A 22262-nucleotide genomic window follows, 5' to 3' on the forward strand; every position below is an offset into this window, starting at 1 on the left:
TCACACCCGTTCCCATACCGAACACGGAAGTTAAGCTCTTTTGCGCCGATGGTAGTTGGGACTTTGTCCCTGTGAGAGTAGGACGTCGCTAGGCAAAAAAAGCTACTCGTCAAATTGACGAGTGGTTTTTTTTTTATGTCTATTTTTAAAGAAATGTATAGCGTTGATGGTTCATATGAGAAAAGGAATGCTTGTTTGTAAAATGGACAACCATTAAACCAGAAACCAGTCAAATGAGAAAGCAGGCACACTACAAACGAAAGCTATTGGACGAATTAGGGAGTAATAGGAATGATCCTACTAATAATAGGTGGGGTACTACTGGTCTGTACATACACAAACATAAAGAAAAAATCTTGTGGAACTTTCCGTCAGTTTAGGAGAAAATACGGTTCCTTCTGATTTTATCTAATAAATTTAGAGTCTGTTTTTAATAAAACAGGCTCCTTATTTGTTTATTCATCATATAATTATCTTTTATCCTAGCTCATCAAAGTAGGTGTCAGCGAAATAGACATCTTTATTAGCGGAAAATTAACTTTATCGAGTACTCGCAAATACAGACTATGATGCTACATGCACAATTCTTTTCGTGTTTATTAAGAGAGTTTATTTAAGAAAGTACTATCAAACTTCTGTTGTTGTTTGTTCCATTTCAAGCTTAAGGGCATACGCTTTTTGAATCAAACAAATAAATGGTTCCACATATTCTGGATCAAACTGTAGACCTGCACAATCGCGAAGCTCCTGTATAGCTTCTGTTAAGGTTTTTGTTTTTTGATACGGTCGTTCCGTGGTCATGGCATCAAATGAATCAACAATCGATAAAATGCGAGCAAGCTTTGGTATTTTATATTCCTTTAAGCCATATGGATACCCTTTTCCATCGAATCTTTCATGATGAAGTTCAATGATAGGAAGAAGATCATCGAAATTTTTGTTTGTCGAAATAATTTCTTTTCCCCATATGGTATGTTTTTTCATGATTTCCCATTCGTGAGGATCTAATTTTCCTTTTTTATTAATAATATCCCGTGGAATTTCTAGCTTTCCAATATCGTGAACCAATGCACCTAAAATAAATGTTTTGCGCTCTGCGTCAGTTAAATCAAGCTCGCTACTAAAATCAACAGCATATTTGTATACACGTTTGCTATGACGATACGTATAAACATCCTTAGAAAGAAAGATACTGAGCTTTTGTTCCATTTCATGCAATTCTTTTTCAAAGGACACGGTTTTTTTCACTGAATTCACGAGTTTATCATCGGCAATATGTATCATGTTTTTCCCTTGCTCTTTCGCATTGTACATCGCAATGTCTGCACGTTTTAACAATTCTTGAGAATCGTATAAATCTTTATTATATTCTGAAATCCCAGCTGAGAATGATAAGCAATGATAAGGAAGACGTTCAACACCATCAAAATATGTATCATTTAACTTTTTACGAAGACGATCAATAAAGAAAGTAGCCGGTTTAATTGACGTATTCTGCATCAAAATCGTAAATTCCTCACCACCATACCGTGCAACAAAGTAATCATGTTTCTTGCACTCAGATTCAAGAAATGAACCAAAAAATTGTAACAGAGCATCTCCTTGCAAATGTCCATAAAAATCATTGTATTTTTTAAAATCATCGATATCAAGAATAGCAAGACTTAATGGTTGATTTAAAGCATTAGCGGCTTTCACCTTTTCCTCTAATGTGTCTTTAAAATAGCCATGATTGCTAAGGCCTGTAAGAAAATCAATGTTAGCTCTTTTGTTAGCTTTTTGATATAACGTAAAATGCTGTCGAAATGCGATTGATAATAATATCAATACACTAACAAATATAAAATATCCAAATAGCCCTAATGAAGAAGCAGTAGCTATTAAAATAATAGAAAATAATAAAGTACTAAGATATAGAGCTAAACTCTCTCCAAACATTAATGAAATAATCGCTTTCACTTTTTCTTTTGTTAGAAATACAAAATAGATAACGATTAAGAATGTGTTAATAATAAAGTATGAAAAAAAAGCAAATATTGTTGGAATTATGTAGATATTGCTGTATTTACCGATATCACCTCCGATAGCCAGATAAATATGATAGGAGCTTATCATCATGATACTATACATACTGAGATTAAAAATGTGTTTATACCATTCTAATTTTCTATTTATCAACATATGTGAGAAAAATGATAGAAAAATTAGATTTAATGAAAAACTTAATCCAAGAAGAAAACATGTTGCGATAAATATTGCTGAATCAAGACATATAGCATTTCCTTTTGGAGGTAACTGAATTGTGTAATAACTAATCAGAATCACACAAACACTCAAAATTATTTTTAAATATAACTGATTTGTAGAGAATAAAGTATGAATTGAAAAAATAAGATTTAATGCTATACCGATGGTAGAAACGAGAAAAATATAAAGACTAACGGGGGATTTTATACTATTCATAGTTATTTTTAACGCTCACTCTCATTAGTTAAATATGTTAAAGGAAACTAAATAGTAAACAAGAATGAAACAGCAGTATGCGATAATCCTATTTTAATTGGCAAAGTAAAATGTAGCAACCAATTATTCTGGATTAATATGACATACTGCTATCACTTGATTTTTTTAGTGTTATCCTATTAACCTAATCGCCACCCTGAAGTTAAAGCAACAATAAGAGACCCTAAAATAATAGCGTTAAAAAAAATACGACTTGTTAGTACTTTTTTCATGTAGTTTCACCTCCTTTAACGAAATGAGTTCGGTGTTTTGTTACCATAAGCCATTGGACAAAGATAAAGATACCGATATTCATAATAACGTCACCAATACTGATTGCTTGCATTTTTGGATAAGGATGCGTGATTGGTATAATGTCGCCTAAAAAACCAAGGTGCGTATTAGCTGTTAAAACTTGATGTTTGGCATACATGCCGCCATTTTTTATATATTCAGCATTTACTGGATCAATCATATACGCTACATCTAAAGAAACGGGCATTCTTCCACCATTAATTGCCATGACTAGAAAATTTAAAAATACGCCAAGTAAAATTAGCTTGAATCCTTTATAGTTCCGATTTAAATACAAAAATATAAGTCCTAATACATAAATAAAGATGTAAATATAATTGCTTAAAAATAGAAGAGTGGGAAAACGGTTTTGAAATATAAAAATCAGTATTTCTAATACGAATAGAATTGGAAAGATTAACCCGCCTTTAATTCGTAAGTTTGCTAACTCCTTTAGGTTGCCTCTTCTTATAAAACCTACAATGATTGAGATAATCATTCCATCAAGTACCATAGTAATTTCCATCCATTCTGTAAATTCGAATATTAAACTTGAACAATAAAAAGGACATAATAGCGAAATGAGTAGTATATTAGCGAATGTTGACGTATAAATAATACTTATATGATACTCGTATGATGGTTTTTCTGTCAATATATTCTAATGTAAATATTATCTTAATATAAATAAATTTCCTGTTGGAATTTATAGGGTGCAATGGATTGTCAAATTTGTGAAATACGAATGATTTTGTTGTTTGTTTCTGTAAACGTTCGATTTTCATTGACACTCCTTATATGAATTTGATATTATAACGATGGATAATTTAAATACGAACACCTCATATAATAGCGGGAATATGGCTCGCAAGTTTCTACCTAATGACCGTAAATCGTTGGACTATGAGGGAAAGTTACTCAGCTTATGTTCGTTTGTGCGAGAGTAGTATGCCTGAGTAGAATACTTTCCCTAAGTATGGGGTTGTGTTCTGCTTGGGCATTTTTTATAGGACAGGAGGTATGGACAGTGCCAGTAGTCGGAGTTGTTATGGGAAGTACATCGGATTGGGAAACGATGAAACATGCGTGTGATGTGTTGGATGAGCTTGCTATTCCTTACGAGAAAAAGGTTGTTTCAGCACATCGTACACCGGATTATATGTTTGAATATGCTGAAACTGCTCGTGATAGAGGGTTGAAGGTAATTATTGCTGGGGCAGGAGGCGCGGCGCATTTGCCTGGTATGATTGCAGCCAAAACGACGCTACCTGTTATCGGTGTTCCTGTTCAGTCGAAAGCATTAAATGGGCTCGATTCTTTATTGTCAATTGTACAAATGCCAGGTGGTGTCCCAGTTGCTACAGTTGCAATTGGAAAGGCTGGGGCTGTCAATGCTGGCTTACTAGCTGCTGAAATGCTAGGGGCTTTCGATGATACGATTTATAATGCGTTAGAAAAGCGACGTGACGAAATGAAACGAAAAGTATTAGAGGACAGTGAACTATGAAGAAGAAGATGATTATTCCTGGTCAGACGATTGGGATTATCGGTGGCGGTCAGCTTGGTAGAATGATGGCTCTTTCTGCTAAAGAGATGGGGTTTCGCATTGCTGTGCTAGATCCAACACCTAATTCTCCTTGTGCACAGGTAGCAGACATTGAAATCGTTGCTGCCTATAATGATAGAAAGGCAATCGAGGAGCTAGCCAACGTCAGTGACGTGATCACATATGAATTTGAAAATATTGATTATGACTGTTTGCAGTGGATTGAGGAGCATGCGTATTTGCCTCAAGGTAGCCACTTGCTACATGTAACGCAAAACCGATATACCGAGAAAAATGCGATTATGAATGCGGGTATTCCTGTTGCGGCATTTCGTCTTATTCAGGAAGAGGAAGATTTACTCCGGGGTATTCAAGACTTTTCCTATCCTTGTGTGTTAAAGACCACCACAGGGGGCTATGATGGGAAAGGGCAGGTTGTACTCCGTAGTGAAGAAGATTTAGTTGAAGCAAAGCAGCTTATCGCAGAGCGTGAATGTATTTTAGAAGACTGGGTTCCATTTGAGAAAGAAGTTTCTGTGATTGTAGTAAGAGGGATTGATGGTAAGACAAGCGTATTTCCGGTAGCGGAAAATATCCATGTTGAAAATATCCTGCATTCATCTATTGTTCCTGCTCGTATTTCCGACGAGGTTCAATTGCAGGCTGTTTTGTGCGCGGAAACGCTTGCGAATGAGCTTGACTTAATCGGGATTTTAGCGGTTGAGATGTTTGTAACGCAGGATCAGCGCATTTTTGTCAATGAATTAGCGCCTAGACCGCATAATACAGGTCATTATACGATGGATGCTTGTGAGACAAGTCAATTTCAACAGCATATCCTTGCTATTTGCGGATGGCCACTTGGAGAAACTTCTTTGTTAAAACCGGTTGTCATGTTTAACATTTTAGGAGAACATATAGAAGAAGTCTTTCATAAGATTGACCAATTTTCATCATGCAAGTTGCATGTGTACGGAAAGGCAGAGGCTAAGGTCAAACGGAAGATGGGTCACCTTAATATTCTAGCGCAAGACACAAACGAAGCTATGGACAAAGCACGTTCACTTCGCATTTGGGAACGCGAAGAACAATGGTTGGAGGGAAAACGATGATTAATCGCTATACACGCCCAGAAATGGGAGCAATTTGGACAGAAGAAAATAAATTTAACGCTTGGCTAGAAGTAGAAATTCTTGCTTGCGAAGCTTGGTCTGAGCTTGGAGATATTCCGAAAGAAGATGTGAAGAAACTTCGAGAGAAAGCTTCATTTGATATTAACCGCATTTATGAAATTGAAAAAGATACGCGCCATGATGTAGTCGCATTTACAAGAGCCGTTTCGGAAACACTAGGTGACGAACGGAAATGGGTACACTATGGATTAACTTCAACTGATGTGGTAGATACTGCATTATCATTTTTACTTAAGCAAGCGAATGATATTTTATTAAAAGATATTACTGCTTTTATCGAAGTGTTAAAGAATAAGGCGAACGAGCATAAGTATACGGTAATGATGGGTCGTACGCACGGTGTACATGCAGAGCCAACGACATTTGGTTTAAAGTTAGCACTTTGGTATGAAGAGATGAGACGGAACCTAGAGCGCTTCAAGCAAGCCGCTGATGGCGTTCGCGTTGGTAAGATGTCTGGTGCTGTTGGTACGTATGCCAATATTGATCCTTCTATCGAAGCATATGTGTGTGAAAAGCTTGGACTTGAAGCTTCTCCTATTTCTACACAAACGTTGCAACGTGATCGTCATGCACATTATATGGCAACACTTGCTTTAATTGCGACATCCATTGAAAAAATGGCTGTTGAAATTCGTGGATTGCAAAAGAGTGAAACACGCGAAGTGGAAGAATTCTTTGCAAAAGGACAAAAAGGATCTTCTGCAATGCCTCATAAACGTAACCCAATCGGTTCAGAAAATATGGTTGGTATGGCACGTTTGATTCGCGGTTTTATGCAAACAGCATATGAAAATGTTCCACTTTGGCATGAACGTGATATTTCCCATTCCTCTGCAGAACGTGTGATATTACCAGATGCTACGATTGCGCTTAACTATATGTTGAATCGCTTTGCAAATATCGTGAAGAATTTAACGGTCTTCCCTGAAAATATGAAACGTAATATGACTCGTACATTTGGACTTATTTATTCACAACGCGTTATGCTTTCCTTAATCAACAAAGGAATGGTACGTGAGGCAGCATATGACACCGTTCAACCGAAAGCAATGGAAGCATGGGACAAGCAAGTTCAGTTTAAAGAGCTTGTGGAAGCCGATGAAACCATTACGAGCAAGCTGTCCCAAGAAGAAATTGACGAATGCTTTAACTATGAACACCATCTTCGTCATGTAGATACGATTTTCAAACGACTTGGCTTAAACTAATCATTTAAATAAGGCACAGACTGAAACTCTGTGCCTTTCATGTAATCAGAGGATTCATAATTATTAAAAAAACCAGGGGGCTTATAACATGCAAAAGCTAGAGCAGTTATATGAAGGAAAAGCAAAAATTATGTACCGTACAGAACAAGAAGATGTCGTATGGGTTCAATATAAAGATAGTGCTACAGCTTTTAATGGTGAAAAGAAAGCGACAATTGCTGGTAAAGGACATTTAAATAATGAAATTACTACGCTTCTTTTTACTAAGCTGAAGGATGCAGGCATTCCTAGCCACTTTATTGAAAAAATTTCTGATACAGAGCAGCTTGTAAAGAAAGTAACGATCGTTCCTCTTGAAGTGGTTGTTCGTAATATAATTGCTGGAAGCTTTGCAAAGCGTCTTGGACTTGAAGAAGGAGCTCCATTAGAAGCTCCGATTGTAGAGTTTTATTATAAAGATGATGACCTTGGCGATCCTCTTGTAACAGAAGATCATATTCGCGTTTTAAATGTTGCAACGCCGCAACAATTAGAACAACTTCGTACGTTAGCATTAGGTGTGAATGAAGTATTGAAGAAACATTTTGCAAGCTGCAAGATCAGATTAGTAGACTTCAAATTAGAATTCGGGATAACAAAGGAAGGCGAATTATTACTTGCCGATGAAATCTCTCCAGATACTTGTCGCTTATGGGATGAAGAAACGAATGAAAAATTTGATAAAGATGTATTCCGCAGAGACCTTGGAAACTTGACGGACGCTTATAAGGAAATCTTAAAACGATTAGGGGGAGTTTCACATGTATAAAGTAAAGGTATATGTAACACTTCGTGAGAGCGTATTAGATCCACAAGGAACAGCAGTGAAGAATGCGTTGCATAGTTTATCCTTTACTTCAGTACAGGATGTACGAATCGGAAAATATATGGAAGTTGTAATTGATGACAAAAATGCTGATGTGGATAGCATGGTGAAAGAAATGTGCGAAAAATTATTAGCAAACGTTGTTATTGAAGACTACCGATATGAAATCGAGGAGGTAGTTACGCAGTGAAATTTGCCGTAATCGTTTTTCCAGGATCAAATTGTGATGTAGATATGTATCATGCGATTCAAGATGAACTAGGCGAAGAAGTGGAGTATGTTTGGCATGATGAAACGAGTTTAGATGGGTACGATGCAATCCTTCTTCCAGGTGGATTTTCGTATGGCGATTATCTTCGTTGCGGAGCTATTTCACGGTTTTCAAACGTCATGAATGCAGTCATCGAAGCTGCAAATGCAGGAAAGCCAGTCCTTGGTGTATGTAATGGCTTTCAAATTTTAGTCGAAGCAGGCCTTTTGCCTGGAGCTTTAATGCGAAATGAAAATTTAAAGTTTATGTGTCGTACAGTAGAATTGCGTGTTGAAAATACGTCGCTCTTTACATCTGAATATGAAGTGGGAGAGATTATTCAAATTCCAATTGCTCACGGCGAAGGAAACTATTATTGTGATGAACAAACATTGAAAACACTTGAAGAAAATCATCAAATTGCGTTCCGTTATGTGGATAACCCAAATGGAAGCATTTCAGATATTGCAGGAATTACGAATGAACGAGGTAATGTTCTCGGCATGATGCCGCATCCAGAACGTGCTGTTGATGTGCTTTTAGGCGGAGATGACGGATTGAAAGTATTTCGATCAATTTTAAAAGCTTGGAGGGAAACACATAATGTTACAGCATGAGCCGAGTCCGGAGCAAATTCAAGAACAAAAACTCTACGCACAGATGGGGCTTTCAGACGAAGAGTTTGAAATGGTAAAGAATATAATTGGTCGTCAACCGAACTATACGGAAACTGGATTGTTCTCTGTAATGTGGTCTGAGCATTGTAGCTATAAGAATTCGAAACCAGTGCTTCGCAAGTTCCCAACTTCAGGCGAACGCGTTTTACAAGGACCGGGTGAAGGTGCTGGTATCGTTGATATTGGCGATCAACAAGCGGTTGTATTTAAAATTGAAAGTCATAACCATCCATCAGCAATTGAACCCTATCAAGGAGCTGCAACTGGTGTAGGTGGAATTATTCGCGATGTATTTTCCATGGGTGCTCGTCCCATTGCTATATTAGATTCTTTACGCTTCGGAGAACTTACTTCCCCGCGCGTGAAATATTTATTTGAAGAAGTCGTTGCTGGTATCGCAGGATACGGAAACTGCATTGGAATTCCAACTGTAGGGGGAGAAGTACAATTCGATCCATGCTATGAAGGAAATCCGTTGGTTAATGCGATGTGCGTAGGCCTTATTAACCATAGTGATATTAAAAAAGGACAGGCGCACGGCGAAGGTAATACGGTTATGTACGTAGGTGCTTCTACGGGACGCGATGGAATCCATGGTGCTACATTTGCTTCAGAGGAACTATCTACTGAATCTGAATCAAAGCGTCCTGCAGTACAAGTAGGGGATCCATTTATGGAGAAACTATTATTAGAAGCCTGTCTTGAACTTGTTCATTTTGACTCTCTTGTCGGTATTCAGGACATGGGAGCAGCGGGATTAACATCTTCAGCTGCAGAGATGGCAAGTAAAGCTGGTATGGGACTTGAAATGTATTTGGATGATGTACCTCAGCGCGAAACAGGTATGACAGCGTATGAAATGATGCTTTCTGAATCGCAGGAACGTATGCTAATCGTTGTTAAGAAAGGCCGCGAACAAGAAATTGTTGATTTGTTTGAGAAATACGATTTAGCGGCAGTTGCAATTGGAAAAGTAACAAATGATAAAATGCTGCGTCTGTTCCATAAAGGAGAAAAGGTGGCAGAGGTTCCGGTAGATGCACTTGCAGAGGAAGCTCCTGTTTATCATAAGCCTTCTAAAGAGCCAGCTTACTTTGCTAAGTTCCAAGGAATGACGATTGAAACTCCAAACGTAAAAGATTATAAAGAAACATTACTTGCTCTTTTAAGTCAATCTACGATTGCAAGCAAAGAGTGGATTTATGATCAATACGATTATCAAGTACGTACGAATACAGTTGTTATGCCAGGATCGGATGCTGCTGTTGTACGTGTTCGTGGTACAAAGAAGGCACTTGCCATGACAACGGACTGTAATTCTCGTTATATTTACTTAAATCCAGAAGAAGGCGGAAAAATTGCTGTAGCAGAGGCTGCACGTAATATCGTATGTTCTGGTGCTGAGCCACTAGCCATTACGGACTGCTTAAACTTCGGAAATCCAGAAAAACCAGAAATTTTCTGGCAGATTGAAAAATCCGCTGATGGTATGAGCGAAGCATGTATAGAACTTGGAACACCGGTTATTGGTGGAAATGTCTCTCTTTATAATGAACGAAGCGGTGAAGCTATTTATCCAACACCAACAGTTGGTATGGTCGGACTTGTTCATGATATCGCACATGTGACAACACAAGAGTTTAAACAAGCTGGCGATCTTATTTATGTAATCGGTGAAGCGAAAGAAGAATTTGGTGGTAGTGAATTGCAAAAAATGGTTGATGGCAGAATTTCAGGCCCATCCCCTAGCATAGATTTAAAAGTGGAAGCAACAAGACAACAGCAATTGCTTGCAGCGATTCAAACAGGTCTCGTTCAATCTGCACATGATATTGCAGAAGGCGGATTTGCTGTAGCGATTGCAGAATCACTGATTGGTGCTAAGGCACTTGGTGCAGCAGTTCAGGTAAAGGGCGAAGCAGTAACAGAATTATTTGCCGAGTCACAATCTCGCTTTGTTGTATCTGTTAAAGCTGAAAACAAAGAAGCATTTGAAAAAGTCGTAGAAGCAAACCTTATTGGCGAAGTTACAAATGCTGCTAAACTTACGATTACAAAGGGTGAAAAAATTCTTGTAGATGTATTCGTAAATGAAATGGTAGATGCTTGGAAAGGAGCTATTCCATGCTTGCTGAAATAAAAGGCTTGAATGAAGAATGTGGTGTGTTTGGGATTTGGGGTCATCATAATGCTCCACAACTTACGTATTATGGATTGCATAGTTTGCAACACCGTGGTCAAGAAGGAGCAGGAATTGTTGTTAATGATGGGAAAAAACTACAAGGACATAAGGGCCTTGGGTTAATTACCGAAGTATTCTCTCATGGAGAGCTTGAGAAACTAGGCGGAGATTCTGCTATTGGCCATGTTCGTTATGCGACAGCAGGAGGCGGAGGTTATGAAAATGTACAGCCCCTTCTCTTCCGTTCTCTGACAGGGAGCCTCGCGCTTGCACATAACGGGAATCTTGTTAATGCAAATAAAATAAAATTAGAACTTGAATTGCAAGGCAGTATTTTTCAAACAACATCGGATACGGAAGTACTTGCGCACTTATTAAAGCGTCATAGTGAATTTCCATTAGTAGAACGAGTAAAGGTTGCGCTAAATAAATTACAAGGTGCATACGCATTCCTTATCATGACTGATCATGAGATGATTGCAGCCCTTGATCCAAATGGATTTCGTCCTCTTGTACTTGGTAAATTAGATGATGCTTATGTTGTTGCTTCTGAAACATGTGCGTTAGATATCGTTGGAGCGACGTATATTCGCGATGTAGAACCGGGTGAAATGCTGGCTATATCAGATGAAGGTATAGAAGCTCATCGGTTTGCAGAACCGAAAAAGCATACAATTTGTAGTATGGAATATATATATTTTTCACGTCCGGATAGCAACATTGATGGTATTAATGTACATGCAGCACGGAAAAGTATGGGGAAACAACTAGCGAAAGAAGCGCCAGTTGAAGCAGATGTAGTAACAGGAGTACCGGATTCCAGTATTTCAGCTGCAATTGGCTTTGCAGAAGCTTCTGGTATTCCGTATGAACTTGGAATGATTAAAAATCGCTATGTTGGACGTACGTTCATTCAACCATCTCAGGAACTTCGTGAGCGTGGAGTGAAAATGAAACTTTCTCCTGTACGCGGTATTGTTGAGGGGAAACGCGTTGTGATGATCGACGATTCCATCGTGCGTGGTACTACAAGCCGTCGTATTGTGCAAATGCTTCGCGATGCAGGGGCATCAGAAGTGCATGTTCGCATAGCGTCACCGCCAATTGTAAATCCTTGCTATTACGGCATTGATACTTCAACGCGTGAAGAACTTATCGCATCTAAGCATTCTGTTGAAGAAATTCGGGAAATCATTGGTGCAGACTCCCTTTCATTTTTAAGTGAAGAAGGACTTGAAGAAGTAATTGGAAGCCAGCAGTCGAGTGAATGTCGTGGGCAGTGTATGGCTTGCTTTAATGGAAAATATCCGACACCAACATACGAGGATGAACTCGTACATCAAAAGGACTAACAGACAGGTTTGACTTGAAAAGAGGAGAACTTCCCTTTTTAAGTCATTTCCTGTGTTTATATATAAGATATTTGGGATGATGATCTGGCCTGCTACAAAGAGAGAAAATGCTTTTGAGTAGTATTAGGTAGGTCATGTCCGTTTTCTTAATAGAAAGGAGATAAACCATAATGGCAGATGCGTATAAGCAAGCAGGAGTGGATATTGAGGCAGGATACGAAGCGGTTTCCCGCATGAAAAAGCACGTTCAGAAGACGATGCGTAAAGAGGTGCTTGGGGGACTCGGAAGCTTCGGAGGTATGTTCGATCTTTCTGCTTTTAAGCATGAAGAGCCAGTGCTCGTTTCAGGAACGGATGGGGTAGGAACGAAGCTAATGGTTGCTTTTATGATGGACAAGCACGATACCATTGGTATTGATGCGGTTGCAATGTGTGTCAATGATATCGTTGCACAAGGCGCTGAGCCGTTATTCTTCTTAGATTATATTGCGTGCGGGAAGGCTGATCCTGCTCGTATTGAGAGTATTGTTAAAGGGGTAGCAGATGGATGCCAGCAAGCAGGCTGTTCGTTAATCGGCGGAGAAACAGCTGAAATGCCAGGTATGTACGCAGAAAATGAATATGATCTTGCTGGATTTACAGTAGGGATTGTGGATAAGAAAAAACTTATCACCGGACAACATATTGCAAATGGAGATGTGCTCATTGGTCTTGCATCAAGCGGCATTCATAGCAATGGATATTCGCTAGTACGTAAAATTCTTCTTGAAGACGGAAAGCTCTCTTTACAGGAAGTCTATGGTTCTTTAGAAACAATCTTAGGTGAAGAATTGCTTCGTCCTACAAAGATTTATGTGAAATCTGTTTTGGAAGTATTAAAGAAGGTTGAAGTTAAGGGCATTGCTCATATAACAGGCGGAGGCTTCATTGAAAATATTCCACGTATGTTGCCAGAAGGCATCGGGGCTGAAATTGACTATGGTTCATGGCCAATCCTACCAATCTTTGACTTGCTACAAGAAACAGGAAAGCTAAATCGCATGGACATGTTCAACATTTTCAACATGGGAATTGGAATGGTCCTTGCTGTTAAAGAGGCAGATCTTGCAGTAGCTATGGACGTGCTTGCATCACAAGGAGAAAAGGCTTATGTGATTGGTAGAGCAATAAATGGCGAAGGTGTAACGTTTGGCGGGGGTCAGGTAGAATGAACCGATTAGCAGTATTTGCATCTGGTACCGGATCTAACTTTCAAGCGATTGTCGATGCAATTGAGGCGGGCAAGCTGGACGCACAAATACGGTTGCTTGTATGTGATAAACCTGGGGCAAAAGTAGTAGAACGGGCAATGGCACATAACATTCCGATGTTTGTATTTAATCCGAAAAGCTACCCCGGCAAGATAGCATTCGAGACAGAAGTAATCGAACAACTTCGTAAGTATGAAGTAGATTGGGTTATTCTCGCAGGGTATATGCGTCTGATTGGCGATACATTACTTGGTGCTTACGGCGGGAATATTGTGAACATTCATCCGTCTTTACTTCCTAATTTTCCAGGTAAGGATGCGATTGGCCAAGCAATTGCAGCAGGCGCAGCTACTACGGGTGTGACGATTCACTATGTCGATGAAGGCATGGACACTGGTCCGATTATAGCGCAACAAGCGGTTACAGTAGATAATGATGATACGCATGATAGCTTACAGAAAAAGATTCAGCAAGTAGAGCATCAACTATATATCGAAACGATTTCAAATCTAGTAACAGGGGCGATAAAACGATGAAAAAGCGTGCGTTAGTAAGTGTATCAGATAAAACAGGGATTGTGGAATTTGTAAAGGGTCTTAAGGAACAAGGAATCGAAGTTATTTCAACAGGCGGTACACATAAATTACTTCAACAAAACGGCGTAGATGTAATTGGAATTTCTGAAGTAACAGGATTTCCTGAAATTATGGATGGTCGTGTGAAAACTCTTCATCCTTCTATTCATGGTGGTTTGCTTGCAGTACGTGATAACGAAACACATATGGCGCAAATGAAGGAACTAGGCATTGAACCAATTGATTTCGTAGTCGTGAATTTATATCCATTTAAAGAAACGATTTCAAAGCCAGATGTTGCCTTTGAAGATGCAATTGAAAACATTGATATCGGCGGACCTACGATGATTCGTTCTGCTGCGAAAAATCATGAATATGTATCCGTCATCGTTGATCCAAAAGACTATGAAATCGTACTAGCGGAATTGAAAGAAAACGGAGAAGTATCAAAAGAGCAAAAACGCAAACTAGCAGCGAAGGTATTCCGTCATACAGCAGCGTATGATGCCCTTATTTCCGAATACTTAACGAAGCAAGTAGGAGAAGAAAGCCCAGAAACGGTTACGCTAACGTTTGAAAAGAAACAAGACCTACGCTACGGAGAAAATCCGCATCAAAAGGCAACGTTCTACAAGAGTCCATTTAAAGTGACTTCTTCGATCGCGTATGCAGAGCAATTACACGGGAAAGAACTATCTTACAATAATATTAACGATGCAAATGCTGCGCTAGATATCGTGAAGGAATTTGCAGAGCCAGCAGTCGTAGCAGTTAAGCATATGAATCCATGTGGCGTTGGCACGGGAAAAGACATTTTTGAAGCGTACGAACGCGCCTATTCCGCAGATCCTGTTTCTATTTTCGGAGGAATCATTGCTACAAATCGTGAAGTAGACAAAGCAACAGCAGAAAAAATGCATGAAATTTTCTTAGAAATTGTCATGGCACCTTCTTTCACTCAAGAAGCAATTGAAGTGTTAACAAGCAAGAAAAACCTTCGTCTTCTTACAGTGGATTTAGAAAAGGGAGAAGTAAACCGTAAATTCACTTCCGTTCGTGGTGGTTTATTAATGCAGGACGAGGATGCAGTTTCTCTTGAAGATGCAACGGTTACATATCCTACGAAGCGTCAACCAACTGAAAAAGAATGGGAAGATTTAAAGCTTGCTTGGAAAGTAGTAAAGCATGTGAAGTCTAATGCAATTGTACTAGCTAAAGATCAAATGACAATTGGCGTAGGTGCAGGTCAAATGAACCGCGTTGGTTCTGCAAACATTGCGATTACGCAAGCGGGTGAAAAGGCAGAAGGCTCTGCTCTTGCATCGGATGCATTCTTCCCAATGCCTGATACAGTAGAAGCAGCTGCAAAAGCAGGAATTACAGCAATTATTCAACCGGGCGGAAGTATTCGCGACGAGGATTCCATTAAGAAAGCCGACGAATATAACATTGCGATGGTGTTCACGGGAGTGCGCCACTTCAAGCACTAAGGAGGAAGATGCATGAACGTATTAGTAATTGGACGGGGTGGCCGGGAGCATGCGTTAGCTTGGAAGCTAGCGCAGTCCCCTCAAGTTTCGACTGTATATGTAGCGCCGGGAAATGAAGGAATGGCGGATGTAGCAACGCTCGTTTCCATTGATGAACTCGATTTTACTGCATTAGTCGCATTTGCGAAGGAGAACGAAATTGGACTTACAGTAGTTGGTCCTGAAGTTCCACTAACTGCAGGTATTGTTAATCACTTTGAGGAAAACGGACTTCGTATTTTCGGACCTCGTGCGGAAGCTGCGATCATTGAAGGCAGCAAGGCGTTTACGAAGGAACTTATGAAGAAGTATGACATTCCGACAGCAGCATATGATACGTTTACGGAATATGAGGCAGCGGCGAACTATGTGAAAAAGGTCGGAGCACCGATTGTTATTAAAGCGGATGGCCTAGCTGCTGGAAAAGGCGTTGTCGTTGCGATGACAGAAGAAGAGGCGCTTGCAGCGGTTTACGATATGCTACAAGATGCTAAATTCGGAGACGCAAGTAAGAAGGTTGTTATCGAAGAATTTCTAGATGGACAAGAATTTTCTTTAATGGCTTTTGTAAAAGGTACAACGGTGTATCCAATGGTCATTTCACAAGACCATAAGCGTGCGTATGACGGAGATAAAGGACCGAATACAGGCGGAATGGGTGCTTATTCTCCTGTCCCACAAATTCCGCAGGAGGTTGTGGACGTTGCGGTTGAAACGATTCTTCATCCCGTTTCACAAGCGATGGTTAAGGAAAATCGTTCGTTTACAGGTATTTTATATGCCGGTCTTATTTTAACAGCATCTGGTCCGAAGGTTATTGAATTTAATGCCCGCTTCGGGGATCCAGAAACGGAAGTGGTGTTACCGCGCCTAGAAAACGATCTAGTGGAAGTGATGACAGCTGTTCTTGACGAAAAGCCGTTATCTTTACAATGGTCAGGTGAAGCGGTAGTAGGCGTATTTCTTGCATCAAAAGGATACCCAGAAGCTTATGAGAAAGGGTATACGATTAACTTTGGTGAATACAGTGAACAAGCACTTATTTTTCATGCTGGAACGAAAATGAAGGATGGTGTCTTTGTAAATAATGGAGGACGCGTTCTATTTGTAGCAAGCCGTGGCAAAGATTTGGCGTCAGCGAAAGAGCAAGTATATAAAGAATTACAACATATTAAAAGTGATGGGTTGTTTTACCGCTCCGATATTGGACAAAAAGCAATCGACTTTATTGAAAGAAATGATGGCTAGCATTGTGCTAGCCATTTTTTTCTCATCATAATCCCAAAATGTCTGATGCAATCTTTGCTTCTATTTTATCATCCGAAGCATCGAAATGCTGGGAAGATGGGTTGGCATCTTTTTTTTCATAGGCAGTATCTGAATGCTCATTCGAGGATTCGTGTTCAGTAGGCTTTTTCATCATATTCATATAACGGCTTAACTTCCATGCTTCTGTGATGGGACAGAAACGTACAATTCCCTCTGCAACTTTCATAGCCCCTAAACCGATTGCAATCTTGGACATTAGACACCAAGGCTTACGCACTAATCTTGCCGTGGCAAAGCTCAGCATTGCGAAGCCGATTGTAATGCGGATGAGGGCATTTAATGTGCCAATGTTTGGTTTCAACACGGTAACCAGCTCCTTCTTAGACGTAACATGTGAAATAGAAATTCTATTTCATTATGTATTGTCTCACTTCAAATTTCTCTCTATACCATCCAACTTTTAGCCACTTTAACAGTTAAAAATCTGGTTTTTTCGCAAAAAATCAACGGGGTTTTACAAAGTGAAATGAGCATAGGTACACTGGAAATATACATTTCACCTGTTCGTTAATCCACAATTCTTTGGTATAATGTAATAATGCACAATGTAAGAAAGAGGTGTGTCCATGTACGATATACATGAATGGAAACATGTGTTTAAGCTTGACCCTAATAAAGAGTTAGGCGATCAGGAGTTAGAACAAATTTGTGAGTCTGGAACGGATGCTGTGATCGTAGGCGGAAGTGATGGAATAACATTAGATAATGTATTACATATGCTCGCAGGCATTCGTAGATATAGTGTTCCTTGTGTGCTAGAAGTATCGAATTTAGAGTCTTTAACACCAGGGTTTGATTACTATTACATACCTTCTGTTTTGAACAGTCAGAACCCGGAATGGATTACAGGACTTCATCAAAAAGCATTGAAAGAATTTGGAGATGTCATGAACTGGGAAGAAATTTTGATGGAAGGGTATTGCGTATGTAACCCTGATTCGAAGGTAGCAAAGCTAACTGAAGCAAATTGTGAGCTTGATGAAAGCGATGTAGTGGCGTATGCACATCTTGCAGATAAGCTACTTCATCTTCCTATTTTTTATTTAGAATATAGTGGAATGTACGGAGATCTAAATATTGTGAAGCAAGTGAAACAGAACTTAGAACATGCACGGCTTTATTACGGTGGTGGAATTGAAACGGCTGAGCAGGCAATTGAAATGGCTCAGTATGCAGATACGATTGTCATCGGGAATTTAGTATATGATAACATCAAAGAAGCATTAAAAACAGTACGAGCAGTAAAAGGGAAGTAAGGAAGGTGACAAGATGAACAACATTGAAAACATGCTTGCTGGCTTAAATACAGAGCAGCAGAATGCAGTCAAACTAACTGAGGGCCCACTATTAATCATGGCTGGAGCAGGAAGTGGGAAGACGCGGGTATTAACGCATCGTATTGCGTATTTACTGCAAGAGAAAGGAATAGCTCCGTGGAATATTGTAGCCATTACCTTTACGAATAAAGCAGCTCGTGAAATGAGAGAAAGAATTGATAAGCTTGTTGGGGCGGATGCCAATGATGTATGGATTTCAACCTTCCACTCCATGTGTGTACGTATATTACGACGTGATATTGACCGTATCGGGATGAACCGTAACTTTACGATTCTTGATAGTAGTGACCAGCTTTCTGTTATGAAGACAATCGTGAAAGAGCGTAATATTGATCCGAAAAAATTTGATCCACGCGCGCTAATAGGAAGTATTAGCAGTGCAAAGAATGAATTAATTTCACCCAAGCAATTTGCGAAAGAAGCCTCTGCTGATCCGTATGAGCAGTTGGTGAGTGATGTCTACGACGAATATCAAAATCGATTGCGAAAAAACAGTTCTCTTGATTTTGACGATCTCATTATGACGACTATTCAATTGTTTGAACGGGTGCCGGAAGTATTAGAGTTTTACCAACGTAAATTTCAATACATTCATGTGGATGAATATCAAGATACAAACAAAGCACAATATATACTAATCAAGATGCTTGCGCAGCGACTTAAGAATTTATGTGTAGTGGGCGATTCCGATCAATCGATTTATCGTTGGCGCGGGGCAGATATTACCAATATCCTTTCCTTTGAAAAGGATTATCCGAATGCAAAAATGATTATGCTAGAACAAAATTATCGTTCCACAAAAAATATACTACAAGCAGCAAACGCCGTAATCGGATACAACAGCAATCGGAAGCCAAAGCAACTATGGACGGAAAATGAAACAGGACGAACGATTTCCTATTATCGTGCTGTGACGGAACAAGACGAAGGGTATTTTATTGCAAAAAAAATAAGCGAGCAAGTGGCAGCAGGTAAACATAAGTATGATGACTATGCCATATTATACCGGACAAATGCGCAATCTCGTGTAATAGAAGAAGTACTGCTGAAATCAAATATTCCGTACAAAATGATCGGTGGAACGAAATTCTACGACCGGAAAGAAATTAAAGATATTTTAGCGTATCTTCGTTTTATTTCAAATCCAGACGATGAAATTAGCTTTAGACGAATTATAAATGTACCAAAACGCGGAATTGGAGCATCTTCAATTGATAAAATCATAAATTACGGAACAGAACAAAATCTTCCCTTATCTGAAGTACTATCGCAAATTGACTTCGCTGGTTTAAGTGGAAGGATCACGGCTGCCGTAACACAATTTCATGAACAAACATCAGGCTGGATTCAAATGAGTGATTACGTATCTGTTACCGAACTGGTTGAAGAAGTGCTAGATAAGACTGGATACCGGGAAATGTTAAAAAATGAACGATCATTAGAAGCACAATCCCGTTTAGAAAACTTGGACGAATTTTTATCCGTTACACGAAGCTTTGAAGATACAAGTGAAGATAAAAGTCTAGTTTCCTTCTTAACAGATCTTGCTCTAGTAGCAGATATTGATAAACTGGATGAGGAAACAACGCAAGAAGAAGTATTGCTTATGACCATGCATGCTGCAAAGGGACTTGAGTTTCCTGTTGTATTTATTGCGGGAGCTGAGGAGGGTATTTTTCCACATCTTCGTTCTCTTATGGACGAAAATGAAATGGAAGAAGAACGACGTCTTGCGTATGTTGCTATTACACGTGCTGAGGAAGAACTATATGTGACCAACGCACAAATGCGTACGCTTTACGGAAAAACAAATATGAATCCAGAATCCCGCTTTATATCAGAAATTCCCGCTAATTTAGTAGAGCCGCTTCACCATGTTCCGCAAAAGAAAAAAACAGCTGTGACATCTGCTAAATCTTCTAAATCTAGTCGCATTATTCAAACGCCGTATAAAACGACAGGCGGGGAGCAATTGGGCTGGCAAGTAGGAGACAAAGCGTCGCACAAAATTTGGGGCATCGGTACGGTTGTGAGTGTAAAAGGGGAAAATGAGGGAATGGAGCTAGATATTGCATTTCCTAGTCCAACCGGAATCAAACGATTATTAGCAAAGTTTGCGCCGATTTCAAAAGTGTGAGGAAAGGATGAGACGATGTCAAACGAAGTGATAAGGGAACGCATCGAAGAGCTACGAGGTATAATAAATAAACTAAATCACGAATATTACGTTTTAGACAATCCATCTGTTTCGGATGCCGAATATGATCGTTATATGCAAGAGCTAATACGTCTAGAAGGAGAACATCCTGAGTTTATATCTGATGAGTCACCAACGGTTCGTATTGGGGGACATGCGTTAGACATGTTTGAAAAGGTCACGCATACTTCCCCGATGCTAAGTCTTGGTAATGCTTTTAATGAAGCAGATATTCGCGACTTTGATCGTAAGGTACGCCAAGGAACTGGCAGAGAAAATGTTAGATATGTCTGTGAGCTAAAGATTGACGGGCTAGCTGTTTCCCTTCATTATGAAGAGGGAAAGTTCGTACAAGGCGCAACCCGCGGAGATGGTGTAATCGGAGAGGATATTACAAGCAATATTAAGACAATTAAGGCGATTCCACTTCGCCTGCATCAACCGCTCTCGTTAGAAGCACGAGGCGAGGCATATATGCCCAAGAAGTCGTTTGCAAGAGTGAATCGTGAAAAAGAAGAACAGGGCGAAATGTTATTTGCTAATCCGCGTAACGCCGCAGCAGGTTCATTACGTCAGCTTGATCCAAAAATAACAGCAAAAAGACATCTCTCCTTTTTTGTTTATGCGATGGCGGGGCTAGAAGGGCAGCCGATTGCTTCTCATAGCGAAGCACTGAACTTCTTTGGTGAACTAGGGTTTAAAACGAATCCTCATCGCAGAGTTTGCGAAACAATCGAGGATGTACTTGCCTATGTAGAGGAATGGCAGGAAAAGCGCCCGACACTTGATTATGAAATAGATGGCATTGTCATTAAAGTAGATGAGATAGAATTACAAAATATACTCGGAACAACTGTGAAAAGTCCGCGCTGGGCAATAGCATATAAATTTCCAGCCGAAGAGGTTGTAACGAAGTTAGTAAGTATTGAATTAAATGTAGGTCGTACAGGTGTTGTCACGCCGACTGCAAACCTAGAACCTGTTCGCGTCGCCGGAACGATTGTGCGCCGTGCTTCTCTCCATAACGAAGATCTTATCCGTGAAAAGGACATTCGCATTGGTGATTTTGTTGTAGTGAAAAAGGCGGGAGATATTATTCCAGAAGTCGTGCATCCGTTGGTAGAGCGTAGAACGGGGACTGAACAAGAATTTCATATGCCGTCCCATTGCCCAGAATGTAAGGATGAACTGGTGAGATTGGAGGGAGAAGTTGCCCTGCGCTGCTTAAATCCTGCTTGTCCGGCACAAATTCGGGAAGGATTCATTCATTTCGTTTCGAGGGATGCGATGAATATTGACGGACTTGGGGAACGCGTTATTACACAGTTATACGAAGAGAAGCTTGTGCATACTGTTGCTGATATTTACACGTTAACGAAGGAGCAATTGCTCGCATTAGAACGATTTGGTGAGAAATCGGCCACGAATTTACTCGCTGCTATTCAATCGTCGAAACAAAACTCCCTAGAGAAGCTTCTTTTTGGTCTTGGTATTCGCCACGTAGGAGCGAAAGCAGCACGTACGTTAGCCCTTCATTTCGAAACAATGGAACACTTACGACAAGCTACCGTAGAAGAATTGACTATTATCAATGAAATTGGAGAAAAAATGGCGAGTTCGATCGTTGCCTATTTTGCAAACGAAGAGGTTCATCACCTACTAGCGAAGCTCCAAGAGTATGGTGTTACGATGACTTATAAAGGTGCAACATTATCAGAAGTAGAGACAGTTGACTCTTACTTTTCTGGTAAATCCATTGTCCTAACAGGCAAGTTAGCAACGATGGGACGAAGCGAAGCAAAGAAAGAAATTGAAGCACGAGGCGGTAATGTAGTAGGCAGCGTAAGTAAAAATACAGATTTAGTGATCGTCGGAGAAGCAGCTGGATCAAAGCTTGCACAAGCAGAAAAATTTAGTATTGAGATTTGGGATGAAGATAGATTTACTATGGAGTTAAAAAAATAGAGGTGCGA

The 22262-nt window shown here is 39.7% G+C and carries 18 protein-coding genes, 1 rRNA gene and 1 riboswitch; of the genes, 16 read left to right on the forward strand and 3 right to left on the reverse strand.

The annotated features are described in order from the left end of the window. A 5S ribosomal RNA gene (gene rrf, locus ACAN53_RS14605) occupies positions 1-94 on the forward strand; the annotation flags it as partial. Positions 95-627: 533 nt separating this feature from the next. Here the strand turns inward: rrf and ACAN53_RS14610 are convergent. Both ACAN53_RS14610 and ACAN53_RS14615 read right to left on the reverse strand, forming a co-directional pair. Then, on the reverse strand, positions 628-2118 hold the full coding sequence (locus ACAN53_RS14610) for a bifunctional diguanylate cyclase/phosphohydrolase (RefSeq protein WP_379970887.1): 1491 nt from the start codon (positions 2116-2118) through the stop codon (positions 628-630). Between the two features lie 613 nt (positions 2119-2731). Then, complete coding sequence (locus ACAN53_RS14615; RefSeq protein ID WP_379970888.1) at positions 2732-3310, reverse strand: DUF5317 domain-containing protein; 579 nt, start codon at positions 3308-3310, stop codon at positions 2732-2734. 308 nt (positions 3311-3618) lie between these two features. Then, positions 3619-3720, forward strand: a riboswitch (purine riboswitch). A 124-nt stretch (positions 3721-3844) separates the two neighbouring features. On the opposite strand from ACAN53_RS14615, the gene purE reads away from it, so the two are divergent. From purE to purD, 12 genes are all read left to right on the forward strand, one after another. Beyond that, entirely contained in the window at positions 3845-4303 is a 459-nt protein-coding gene (gene purE / locus ACAN53_RS14620; RefSeq protein WP_379971093.1) for a 5-(carboxyamino)imidazole ribonucleotide mutase, read from the forward strand. Positions 4304-4311: 8 nt separating this feature from the next. Next, the gene (purK, locus tag ACAN53_RS14625) at positions 4312-5454 is read left to right on the forward strand and encodes a 5-(carboxyamino)imidazole ribonucleotide synthase (protein ID WP_379971094.1); all 1143 of its coding nucleotides are present in this window, start codon (positions 4312-4314) and stop codon (positions 5452-5454) included. Beyond that, positions 5451-6746, forward strand: coding sequence for an adenylosuccinate lyase (gene purB / locus ACAN53_RS14630; RefSeq protein ID WP_379970890.1), 1296 nt, complete (start codon positions 5451-5453; stop codon positions 6744-6746). The genes purK and purB overlap by 4 nt, the downstream gene beginning before the upstream one ends. Positions 6747-6834: 88 nt before the next feature. Then, positions 6835-7554 carry a phosphoribosylaminoimidazolesuccinocarboxamide synthase gene (purC, locus tag ACAN53_RS14635; protein ID WP_379970891.1) on the forward strand — a complete coding sequence of 240 codons (720 nt, stop codon included), beginning with the start codon at positions 6835-6837 and terminating at the stop codon, positions 7552-7554. Continuing rightward, positions 7547-7801: a phosphoribosylformylglycinamidine synthase subunit PurS gene (purS, locus tag ACAN53_RS14640; RefSeq protein ID WP_379970892.1), complete on the forward strand. Its 255-nt coding sequence runs from the start codon at positions 7547-7549 to the stop codon at positions 7799-7801. Before purC ends, purS begins: the two co-directional genes overlap by 8 nt. After that, a complete protein-coding gene (gene purQ / locus ACAN53_RS14645) occupies positions 7798-8478 on the forward strand; it encodes a phosphoribosylformylglycinamidine synthase subunit PurQ (protein WP_379970893.1) in 681 nt (226 codons plus the stop codon). The genes purS and purQ overlap by 4 nt, the downstream gene beginning before the upstream one ends. After that, entirely contained in the window at positions 8462-10678 is a 2217-nt protein-coding gene (gene purL, locus ACAN53_RS14650; protein ID WP_379971095.1) for a phosphoribosylformylglycinamidine synthase subunit PurL, read from the forward strand. Before purQ ends, purL begins: the two co-directional genes overlap by 17 nt. Continuing rightward, positions 10663-12072 carry an amidophosphoribosyltransferase gene (gene purF, locus ACAN53_RS14655; RefSeq protein ID WP_379970894.1) on the forward strand — a complete coding sequence of 470 codons (1410 nt, stop codon included), beginning with the start codon at positions 10663-10665 and terminating at the stop codon, positions 12070-12072. Before purL ends, purF begins: the two co-directional genes overlap by 16 nt. Positions 12073-12242: 170 nt before the next feature. Continuing rightward, on the forward strand, positions 12243-13283 hold the full coding sequence (gene purM / locus ACAN53_RS14660) for a phosphoribosylformylglycinamidine cyclo-ligase (protein WP_379970895.1): 1041 nt from the start codon (positions 12243-12245) through the stop codon (positions 13281-13283). Continuing rightward, positions 13280-13858 carry a phosphoribosylglycinamide formyltransferase gene (gene purN, locus ACAN53_RS14665; protein WP_379970896.1) on the forward strand — a complete coding sequence of 193 codons (579 nt, stop codon included), beginning with the start codon at positions 13280-13282 and terminating at the stop codon, positions 13856-13858. Before purM ends, purN begins: the two co-directional genes overlap by 4 nt. After that, a complete protein-coding gene (gene purH / locus ACAN53_RS14670; RefSeq protein WP_379970897.1) occupies positions 13855-15387 on the forward strand; it encodes a bifunctional phosphoribosylaminoimidazolecarboxamide formyltransferase/IMP cyclohydrolase in 1533 nt (510 codons plus the stop codon). The genes purN and purH overlap by 4 nt, the downstream gene beginning before the upstream one ends. A gap of 12 nt (positions 15388-15399) precedes the next feature. Next, positions 15400-16674: a phosphoribosylamine--glycine ligase gene (gene purD, locus ACAN53_RS14675; protein WP_379970898.1), complete on the forward strand. Its 1275-nt coding sequence runs from the start codon at positions 15400-15402 to the stop codon at positions 16672-16674. A 25-nt stretch (positions 16675-16699) separates the two neighbouring features. Here purD and ACAN53_RS14680 read toward each other — a convergent pair whose 3' ends face one another. Continuing rightward, positions 16700-17059 (reverse strand): YgaP family membrane protein, encoded by a 360-nt coding sequence (locus ACAN53_RS14680; protein ID WP_379970899.1) that lies wholly within the window; start codon positions 17057-17059, stop codon positions 16700-16702. A 262-nt stretch (positions 17060-17321) separates the two neighbouring features. On the opposite strand from ACAN53_RS14680, the gene pcrB reads away from it, so the two are divergent. The 3 genes from pcrB to ligA are packed head-to-tail and all read left to right on the forward strand — an operon-like array spanning position 17322 to position 22254. Beyond that, positions 17322-18011, forward strand: coding sequence for a heptaprenylglyceryl phosphate synthase (pcrB, locus tag ACAN53_RS14685; RefSeq protein ID WP_379970900.1), 690 nt, complete (start codon positions 17322-17324; stop codon positions 18009-18011). Between the two features lie 13 nt (positions 18012-18024). Next, positions 18025-20229, forward strand: coding sequence for a DNA helicase PcrA (pcrA, locus tag ACAN53_RS14690; RefSeq protein ID WP_379970901.1), 2205 nt, complete (start codon positions 18025-18027; stop codon positions 20227-20229). A 15-nt stretch (positions 20230-20244) separates the two neighbouring features. After that, positions 20245-22254, forward strand: a complete 2010-nt coding sequence (ligA, locus tag ACAN53_RS14695; protein ID WP_379970902.1) for an NAD-dependent DNA ligase LigA — start codon at positions 20245-20247, stop codon at positions 22252-22254. The last annotated feature ends 8 nt before the right edge of the window (positions 22255-22262 follow it).

This window comes from Ectobacillus soli, assembly GCF_042610425.1.
Classification (GTDB): domain Bacteria; phylum Bacillota; class Bacilli; order Bacillales; family Bacillaceae_G; genus Ectobacillus.